Raw genomic sequence first — 6,989 nt, 5'->3', positions numbered from 1 at the left:
CTGAGAAAAGGCCGCCGTCCGGAGAACCGGACGGCGGCCTTTTTGCAAAAAGCGGGGAATAAAGCCGCCGCAACCCTCCAAAACTGTTGGAGTGACGGGAAAATGCATCAACGCAGTCACTGGAGTTTGGCAAAATTACCAATTCGCCTGTCTCTCTATCGAGGACAAATGACCGCATTTTTCTCTGCGATTTTTTTGAAACGTCCACAACAGAGGGACAAATGACCGGAATATGCGGAAAAATCTTGAACTTTTTTGAAAGAGAGCGGAAAACTTTCTGTGGATTATTCATCTTGCAAAGCCTGGAAAAAACCTGTAAAATGCCTTTCATACATGAGGGAACAGCGATCCTTAACCATTGATAGGAGGAAAAGAAGCATGAAGAGAGTTCTTGCACTGGCTCTGGCCATGGTCATGGCTCTGAGTCTGGCCGCCTGCGGCGGCAGCGGCGACACATCCACCGGCGACTCCGGCAGCAGCGGGGGGAATGTGGTCCGCATCGGTGTGTTCGAGCCCGCCACCGGCGACTCCGGTCCCGGCGGCAAGCAGGAGATGCTGGGGATGCAGTATGCCAATAAGGAGACCCCCACGGTGGACATCGGTGGCACCACCTACAACGTGGAGCTGGTCTACGCGGACAACGGTTCCACTACCGACAAGGCGCCCACCGCCGCGGCGGAGCTGGTGAGCAAGGATGTCAGCCTGGTGCTGGGTTCCTACGGTTCCAGCGTGGCTATGGCCGGCGGTCCGGTGTTTGACGAGGCGGGCCTGGCCGCCATCGGCGTCACCTGCACCAACCCCAATATCACCGCAGGCAACGACTATTACTTCCGGATTTGCTTCCTGGACAACTTCCAGGCCCAGGTGCTGGTGAATTTCGCAAAAGACAAGTTCAGCGCACAGAAGGCCTACTGCCTGGGTGAGTTGGGCAACGAGTACGACCAGGGCCTGATCGCCTTCTTCGAGCAGAACTTTGACGGTGAGGTCATCAAGGACTCCTTCCCCACCAACACCTCCGACTTCACCACCTACCTGAACAAGGCCGTGGCAGAGGATGTGGATGTGATCTTCTGCCCCGTCTCCATCGCCTACGCCACGCAGATCGTGGGTCTGGCCGCCTCCATGGGCCTGGATATCCCCCTGCTGGGCTCCGACACACTGGACAGCAACGTGGTGCTGGAGGCCGCGCAGGGCAGCAACGTACAGCTGTACGTGTCCACCTTCTACCAGGAGGGCGGCTCTCCCAAGTTCGATGACGGCATCAAGGCATGGCTGAACGAGGACTCCACCGCTATGACCAACAACGGCGGCAACGATACCATCGCCGCTGTCACTGCCATGGGCTATGACGCCTACTATGTGGCGCTGGAGGCCCTGAAGGCCGCCGGCTCTACCGACAAGGCCGCCGTGAAGGCCGCGCTGCCTGACGTGACCTACACCGGCGTGTCCGGCTCCATCGCCTTTGACGAGCAGGGCGACGCCATCCGGGACACCGCCTATATCAAGACCGCAGACACCGCCAACAACGCCTGGACGCTGGAGACGGTCCAGACTGTGGAATAAGCCTGCCATCCGGCCAGCCTGGCGGGGTATCCCCCGCCAGGCGGCTTGTTCTTGCGCGAGATGGGACCGCCTCGAAAGGGGCCGCAGCCCGGCCCTTTTGGAGACGGTCCTTCCCGCTCGCCAACTCTGAAAGAAAAGGGGGTATCCCTGTGCAATACGGAATTTCCATCCTGCTCTCCGGCATCTCGCTGGGCGGGCAGTACGCCCTGATCGCCATCGGATACACCATGGTTTACGGCATCCTGCGCCTGATCAACTTCGCCCACGGCGACGTGTTCATGGCGGCGGGATTAATCATGGTCTATCTCAGCGCAAGCCTGCCCATCGGCGTGGCGCTGCCGCTGATGATCCTGCTGACGGTGCTGCTGGGCTTTGTCATCGAACGGGCAGCCTACAAGCCGCTGCGCAGCGCGCCCCGGATGAGCGTCATGATCTCCGCCATCGGCGTCAGCTATCTGCTGCAGAATCTGGCCACCTATATCACCGGCGGACTGCCGCAGATGTACCCCAGCCTGCCTGGCCTGTCCAGTCAGATCACCATTGCCGGCACCTCCACCAAAATGGTGACGGTGATTACGCCATTCCTGGTGGTGGCGCTGGTAGTGGTGCTGACCCAGCTCATCAACCACACCAAGATCGGCATGGCCATGCGGGCCGCCTCCCGGGATTTTGAGACCGCGCAGCTGATGGGCATCAAGATCAACAACATCATCAGCTTCACCTTTGTCATCGGTTCCTTCCTGGCGGCGGTGGGGTCTGCGCTGTACTTCACCAACTATCCCTCCATCGTGCCGCTGTCCGGCTCCCTGCCGGGCCTGCGGGCCTTCGTGGCGGCAGTGTTCGGCGGCATCGGCTCCATTCCCGGGGCCGTGGTGGGGGCATTCCTCATCGGTCTCAGCGAGACGGTGATCAAGAGCTCCAACTGGAGTGTGTTTTCCGACGCGTTCACCTTCGCGCTGCTCATCATCATCCTGGTGGTGAAGCCCACCGGCCTGTTCGGTGAGAAGTCCACCGACAAAGTGTAAAGGGGGCGTCACGATGCTGCAAGAAAAAAAGAGCAAACGGGGCGCGTGGATCGCCCTGGGCTGCGTGGCGGCCCTGCTGGTCCTGGTGATTGTGCTGGAGAACACCATGCAGCCCACCAGTATGCTGTTCACCGTGCTGAAGAAGGGAGCTGTGTACGCGCTGGTGGCGGCCTCCCTGAACCTGCTGAACGGCTTTACGGGCCTGTTCTCCCTGGGGCAGGCGGGCTTCATGTTGCTGGGCGCCTACACCTACGCCATTCTGACCATTCCCTCTGCCGACCGGGAGAGTGTCTACTACCTCTACGGCGGCTCGGCGGTGAATTTCTCCCTGCCGGAGCTGTTCGGCGGCGGCGCCCTGGGTCTGATCCTGGGTGTGCTGGCGGCGCTGATCCTGGCGGGCTGTGTGGCGGCGGTGATCGCCTGGCTTATCGGCCTGCCGGTGCTGCGGCTGAAGAGCGACTACCTGGCCATCGCCACCCTGGGCTTTGCGGAGATCATCCGGGCCATCTTCCAGTGGGACCGGCTGGGCCCCGTCACCAACGGCGCCAACGCGCTGAAGAGCTTTCCCACCTTCTCCAGCTTCAACATCGAGAACGCCAATGGGGAGGTGGTGCTGCGCCTTTCCACCTTTGTGCCCTTCCTGCTGGTGGCAGTGTGCATCGGGATCATGGTGCTGCTGATCAACTCCACCTATGGCCGGGCCTTCAAGGCCATCCGGGAGGATGAGGTGGCCGCCGAGGCCATGGGCATCAACCTGGCCAAGCACAAGCGGATGGCCTTCTGCATCAGCTCCTTCTTCGCCGGCGTGGGCGGCGGCCTGTTCGCCATGTTCGCCAACCAGGCCCAAGCCAAGACCTTCACCACCTCCATGACCTACGAGATCCTGCTGATCGTGGTGATCGGCGGCATCGGGTCCATCTCCGGCAGCTGCATCGCCTCGTTCCTGTACGTGGCGGCCAGCGAGTGGTGGCTGCGGTTCCTGGACACGGAGACGTATATCGGCGCCTTCAAGGTGCCCTTCCTGCGGACCGGCTTCCGGATGGTGGTGTTCTCCATCATCATCATGATCGTGGTGCTGTTCTTCCGCCGTGGCCTCATGGGGGACCGGGAGCTCTCTGATGTGGCCCGGAGCCTGCGGGCCCGCCTCTCCGGAAGATCGAAAAAGAAGGAGGCGGCGAAATGAGTGAGAAGATCCTTCGCTTGGAGAATATCACCATGCAGTTCGGCGGCGTCATCGCCGTGAACAACATGAATCTGGAGGTAGGCGAGGGGGAGATCGTCTCCCTGATCGGCCCCAACGGCGCGGGCAAGACTACGGCCTTCAACGTCATCACCGGCGTGTACCAGCCCACCAACGGCGCGGTGTGGTACCGGGGGGAGAAGATCGTGGAAAACTACCCCCAGGGCAAGATGCGCAAGCTCTACAAGGGCGAGCACGCCGGGGAGTACACCCACGCCCTGGCCCCCACTCCGGACAAGATCACCCGGATGGGCATGGCCCGGACTTTCCAGAATATCCGTCTGTGGAAGGACCAGACGGTGTTCGACAACGTGCTGACGGCCATGCACTGCCGTGCGACGTGCAATCTCCTCACTGCGACCTTCCATCTGAACCGGCAGGAGGAGGCGCGGCAGCGCCAGCGGGTGGAAGAGCTGCTGGCGGAGGTGAACCTCAGCGACGTTTCCGGGGAGAAGGCGAACTCCCTGCCCTACGGCAAGCAGCGGCGGCTGGAGATCGCCCGGGCCCTGGCCACGGATCCGCAGCTGCTGCTGCTGGACGAACCGGCTGCGGGCATGAACCCCCAGGAGACCGACGAGCTGACGGCCTTCATCGGGGAGATCCGCTCGAAGTTCGGCCTGACGGTGTTTCTGATCGAGCACCACATGGACCTGGTCATGGACATCTCCGACCGGATCTATGTGCTGGACTTCGGCAAGCTGATTGCCGACGGCACACCGGCGGAGATCCAGAACAATCAGCGCGTCATCGACGCGTACCTGGGGGTGGCGGAAGATGCTTAAAATCCAACAGCTGCGGGTGTCCTACGGCGGCATCCAGGCTCTCCGGGGCATCGACCTGGAGGTGCCGGACGGCAAGATCGTCACCCTGATCGGCGCCAACGGCGCGGGCAAGTCCACCACCCTGCGGACCATCTCCGGCCTGGTGAAGGCGGAGTCCGGCTCCATCCAGTGGAACGGGGAGGAGCTGCTGGGCAAGCCCATCGACAAGATCATCTCCGCGGGCATCGCCATGAGCCCGGAGGGGCGGCGGGTGTTTGCGGACCTGACGGTGCTGGAGAACCTGAAGCTGGGAGCCTACCTCCGCAAGGACAAAGCGGAGATCGAAAAGGACCTGAAATGGGTCTATGAGCTGTTCCCCCGGCTGGAGGAACGGAACTGGCAGTCCGCCGGCACCCTCTCCGGCGGCGAACAGCAGATGCTGGCGGTGGGCCGGGCCCTGATGTCACGGCCGAAGCTGATGATGCTGGATGAGCCGTCCCTGGGCCTGGCGCCGCTGGTGGTGCAGGACATCTTCTCCATCATCCGGGAGATCAACCGCCAGGGCGTGACGGTACTGCTGATCGAGCAGAACGCCAACATGGCCTTGAAGATCGCGGACCTGGCCTATGTGCTGGAGACGGGGAACATCACCATGTCCGGCACCGGCGCGGAGCTGCTGGCCAATGAGAAGATCAAAGAGGCGTATCTCGGCAAGCACAGATAACAGCAGGAGAGAGGCGGAAGCCTCTCTCCTGTTTTTGCGTTTCCACTGCCGATGCCGCGGGACCCCGGAGGCGGCGGGGAGACGCCGCGGCCCGAAGGAGGGACGGGCGGCCTTTGCGGAGAACATGTGGGGAGAACGGACGATTCGTCCGTTCTTTTTTTGCGCGGATTTTTCGGAACGGCGCATGAAATGCCAAAATCCAGAGACCCTAAACCAGAGCGATTTCCCTGTACCTTTCCGATGAACAAAGGAGTGAGCTTTTTGGAAACCGGAATTCACAATACCTCCGAGATCGGGCGGCTGAAAAAGGTCCTTCTCCACCGCCCCGGCGGTGAGCTGGAAAATCTGATGCCGGAGTATTTGGAGCGGCTGCTCTTTGATGACATCCCCTATCTGAAGGAGGCCCAGCGGGAGCACGACGCCTTTGCCGACTGCCTCCGGCAGCAAGGAGTGGAGGTGGTCTACCTGCGAGATCTGGTGGCGGAGTCCATCACGGACGCCGACGTGCGGGCCGACTTGATCCGCCAGTTCCTGGAGGAGTCCGGCGTCAAGGACGACCGGCTCCGGGAGAGCCTGGAGGACTTCCTCTCTGCCCTGCCGGACAAGGAGATGGTGTCTGCCATGATGGCGGGCGTCCGCAAGTCCCAGCTCCGGGCAAACAGCGCCCGGCTGGGGGACTATCTCTCTGCCGCCGGGGATGATTACCCCTTCGCCGTAGACCCTCTGCCCAACCTCTATTTTACCCGGGACCCCTTCGCCACCATCGGTACCGGCGTGTCCATCCACAAAATGCACACCGCCACGAGAAACCGGGAGACCCTGTTCGGCAAGTTCATTTTCGAGCACCACCCGGACTACCGCAACGCCCCCAGGTGGTACGACCGGGGCGAGACCTCCTCCCTGGAGGGGGGCGATATCCTGATCCTGTCCCCTCAGGTGCTGGCGGTGGGCATCTCTCAGCGGACGGAGGAGGACTCCATCGACGCCTTGGCGGAGACGGTGCTCTCCGAGAGCAAGACCTTCCGCAAGCTGCTGGCCTTTGACATTCCCAAGAGCCGGTCCTTCATGCACCTGGATACGGTGTTCACCATGGTGGACCGGGACAAGTTCACCGTCCATCCCAACATCCTCCAGCAGATTACGGTGTTCGTCATGGAGCTGGACGAAAACCGGAAGATGAAAATCCGTCAGGAGGACGGCCGGCTGGAGGACATCCTGAAGGAGCACCTGGAGCTGGATAAGGTGACACTGATCCCCTGCGGCCAGGGCAGCGAGATCGACGCCGCCCGGGAGCAGTGGAGCGACGGCTCCAATACCCTGGCCATCGGCCCCGGCGAGGTGGTGGTGTACTCCCGGAACTATGTCACCAACCGGGCCCTGGAGGAGGCGGGTATCCGGCTCCACACCATTCCCAGCGCAGAACTCTCCCGCGGGCGGGGCGGCCCCCGGTGCATGTCCATGCCGCTGTGGCGGGAGGATCCGTAAGCATTCGCAGAGCGTGAATGGGCCGCCCCGGCGGCCGGGGGGATGCTGGCCCCGGCCAGGGAGGGCTTGTCCAGCGGGATGCACCCCCATGTCGTCGTCGCAAAGTCCGCTCAGCCCCGTTTCCGTGTGCGGCGAAAACTGCGCCCACTCCCTTGCACCCCAAGGGCACTTCCGCGCCCACTCCGTGGGCT

At 62.2% G+C, this 6,989-nt stretch carries 7 protein-coding genes; all 7 read left to right on the top strand.

Features of this window, described 5'->3' with window-relative positions; translation table 11 throughout:
* The coding region (locus HMPREF1546_RS19405; protein WP_207643777.1) for a hypothetical protein at positions 1-225 on the top strand (225 nt) is incomplete at its 5' end.
* Positions 226-378: 153 nt separating this feature from the next.
* Positions 379-1,563, top strand: a complete 1,185-nt coding sequence (locus HMPREF1546_RS13125) for an ABC transporter substrate-binding protein (protein WP_021750262.1) — start codon at positions 379-381, stop codon at positions 1,561-1,563.
* Positions 1,564-1,712: 149 nt separating this feature from the next.
* Entirely contained in the window at positions 1,713-2,588 is an 876-nt protein-coding gene (locus HMPREF1546_RS13120) for a branched-chain amino acid ABC transporter permease (RefSeq protein ID WP_021750261.1), read from the top strand.
* A gap of 13 nt (positions 2,589-2,601) precedes the next feature.
* Positions 2,602-3,771, top strand: a complete 1,170-nt coding sequence (locus HMPREF1546_RS13115; RefSeq protein WP_021750260.1) for a branched-chain amino acid ABC transporter permease — start codon at positions 2,602-2,604, stop codon at positions 3,769-3,771.
* Complete coding sequence (locus HMPREF1546_RS13110) at positions 3,768-4,610, top strand: ABC transporter ATP-binding protein (RefSeq protein ID WP_021750259.1); 843 nt, start codon at positions 3,768-3,770, stop codon at positions 4,608-4,610. Before HMPREF1546_RS13115 ends, HMPREF1546_RS13110 begins: the two co-directional genes overlap by 4 nt.
* Entirely contained in the window at positions 4,603-5,313 is a 711-nt protein-coding gene (locus tag HMPREF1546_RS13105; RefSeq protein WP_021750258.1) for an ABC transporter ATP-binding protein, read from the top strand. The genes HMPREF1546_RS13110 and HMPREF1546_RS13105 overlap by 8 nt, the downstream gene beginning before the upstream one ends.
* 261 nt (positions 5,314-5,574) lie before the next feature.
* Positions 5,575-6,798 carry an arginine deiminase gene (arcA, locus tag HMPREF1546_RS13100; protein WP_025544983.1) on the top strand — a complete coding sequence of 408 codons (1,224 nt, stop codon included), beginning with the start codon at positions 5,575-5,577 and terminating at the stop codon, positions 6,796-6,798.
* Positions 6,799-6,989 lie beyond the last annotated feature (191 nt).

This window comes from Oscillibacter sp. KLE 1745 (assembly GCF_000469445.2).
Taxonomy (GTDB): Bacteria; Bacillota; Clostridia; order Oscillospirales; family Oscillospiraceae; genus Oscillibacter; species Oscillibacter welbionis.
This window is presented reverse-complemented; position numbering and strand designations above follow the sequence as displayed.